The organism is Leisingera sp. F5, from assembly GCF_001593695.1.
Window position 1 is genome coordinate 1 of sequence record NZ_LUKH01000624.1, and the last position, 1,973, is coordinate 1,973.

Annotated in this window: 1 protein-coding gene and 1 pseudogene; both read right to left on the bottom strand. The window is 61.5% G+C overall.

Translation table 11 applies throughout. From position 1 onward, the window contains the following. Nucleotides 1-183: 183 nt before the first annotated feature. On the bottom strand, nt 184-1,566 hold the full coding sequence (locus tag A2I95_RS34050; RefSeq protein ID WP_291736918.1) for a DEAD/DEAH box helicase: 1,383 nt from the start codon (nt 1,564-1,566) through the stop codon (nt 184-186). Between the two features lie 182 nt (nt 1,567-1,748). Then, nucleotides 1,749-1,973 (bottom strand): annotated as a pseudogene (locus A2I95_RS34055) (glycosyltransferase family 2 protein); the annotation flags it as partial.

The following is a 1,973-nucleotide window of genomic DNA, read 5'->3' on the forward strand; positions in this document are numbered from 1 at the left end:
GTGTTGCGGATGCAATACGCCTGTTTGCACAGGTTGACGCCACCCAAGATCGAAGACCCGTTATGCTGCAAGTGCAAAGGTCGCCATGCGGCAGCTGCATGGTGATCCGCCCTTTTGCAGCTGCAACAAAGAAAGGCCGCTCCAGAATGGAACGGCCTGTAAAGCGTCTGGCGGCGGTGCTGGTCAGCTGGCCCGGCGTTCCGCGAAGCTGAGGGCGATGAAGCTGGGCAGGTGGTCGCCCATGCCGACCACGGACTTGTCGTCGCGTTTGCCGTATTTCCCGCGGCCCGAAGCGCGTTCGGGTTTCTGCGCAGGCTTTTCGTCCTTGCGCGGGCTGCGGGCTGCCTCCTTGCGGGGCTCGCGGGCTTCCGGTTCCGGCTTGGCTGCGCGGGCAGGTTTTTCCGCCTTAGGTTCCGGCTTCACCGGGTTGTCCAGTCGCGGGATCTCTTTCTGGATCAGCTTCTCCACCCCATCCAACGCCTTGTCATCGCGGGGAATGCAGATGGTGATCGCCTTGCCCTCGCGGCCTGCACGTCCGGTGCGGCCGATCCGGTGGACGTAATCCTCGGCATGGCCGGGCACATCGAAGTTGAATACATGGCTGACGCTGGGCACATCCAGGCCCCGCGCGGCCACATCCGAGGCTACCAGGATCCTCAAGGACCCTTCACGGAAACCGTCCAAAGTTTTGGTCCGCTGGCTTTGATCCAGGTCGCCATGGATCGGCGATGCGTCATAGCCGTATTTCTTGAGCGACTTGGCAACGATATCCACGTCCGACTTGCGGTTGCAGAAGATGATGCCATTGGTGAGCTTGTCGCCCTCATTGTCGATCAGCGCGCGCAGCACTTTACGTTTTTCACTGCCCTCGCGGTCACGGCGCGATGCCTTGAACTGCACCACGGCCTGTTCGATGGTTTCCGACGCAGTGGCCTGGCGGGCCACCTCGATCCTGGCGGGGCCGGACAGGAAAGTGTTGGTGATCCGTTCGATCTCCGGCGCCATGGTGGCCGAGAAGAACAGCGTCTGGCGGGTGAACGGCGTCAGCGAGAAGATGCGCTCGATATCCGGGATGAACCCCATATCGAGCATCCGGTCGGCCTCGTCCACCACCATCACCTGCACACCAGTGAGCAGCAGCTTGCCGCGCTCAAAATGGTCCAGCAGGCGTCCGGGGGTTGCAATCAGCACATCGACGCCCTTGTCGATCAGCGCGTCCTGTTCCTTGAAAGAAACCCCGCCAATGAGCAGCGCCTTCGTCAGCTTCACATGCTTGGCATAGGTGTCGAAGTTTTCCGCCACCTGGGCCGCCAGTTCGCGGGTGGGGCACAGCACCAGGCTGCGCGGCATCCGGGCCCGGGCGCGGCCGCGCGCCAGCATTGTGATCATCGGCAGCGTGAAAGACGCCGTCTTGCCGGTGCCGGTCTGGGCGATTCCCAGAACATCGCGGCCCTCCAGCGCAGGCGGAATTGCACCCGCCTGAATCGGGGTGGGGGTTTCGTATCCAGCTTCCTCAATAGCCTTGAGGACCTTGGGATTAAGGTTCAGATCGGTGAATTTTGTCATATGCATCCGTCATTGCGGACACTGACCTGGCCCGCGCGTGTGTGTTGCAGCCGGCTCCGCAAGGGTCATGCGGGATGGCAGCTGCCGGCTCGTGGGGCGGCATAGCAAAATCCTGTGCGATCGTCAATTAATGCCGGATTTCGCAGTGTTTTTGTCCCGGCTTTTGGCAACAGAGAGACAATTCAGACGAATTCCGGAAAGTGTTTCCGCCGTTTTGAGGCCAAATCCAGTTCTCGGATCTTTAGCACCCCCTCAGCCCGCAGGCGGTCCCGCAGGTCTGGGCTGTCGGCGCAAACTTCGTCAAAAAAGGTGCGCAGACCGGCTTCGCCCTGATCCGCTTCGATGGCGCTTAGCAGCTCATGCACAGTGATTCCTTCAGTGCCACGGGGCCGGAAGGGGGCAAGCCC

Excerpts from the sequence above, each read along its gene's own strand:
- A2I95_RS34050 (WP_291736918.1), bottom strand. The coding sequence starts at position 1,566 with ATGACAAAATTCACCGATCTGAACCTTAATCCCAAGGTCCTCAAGGCT.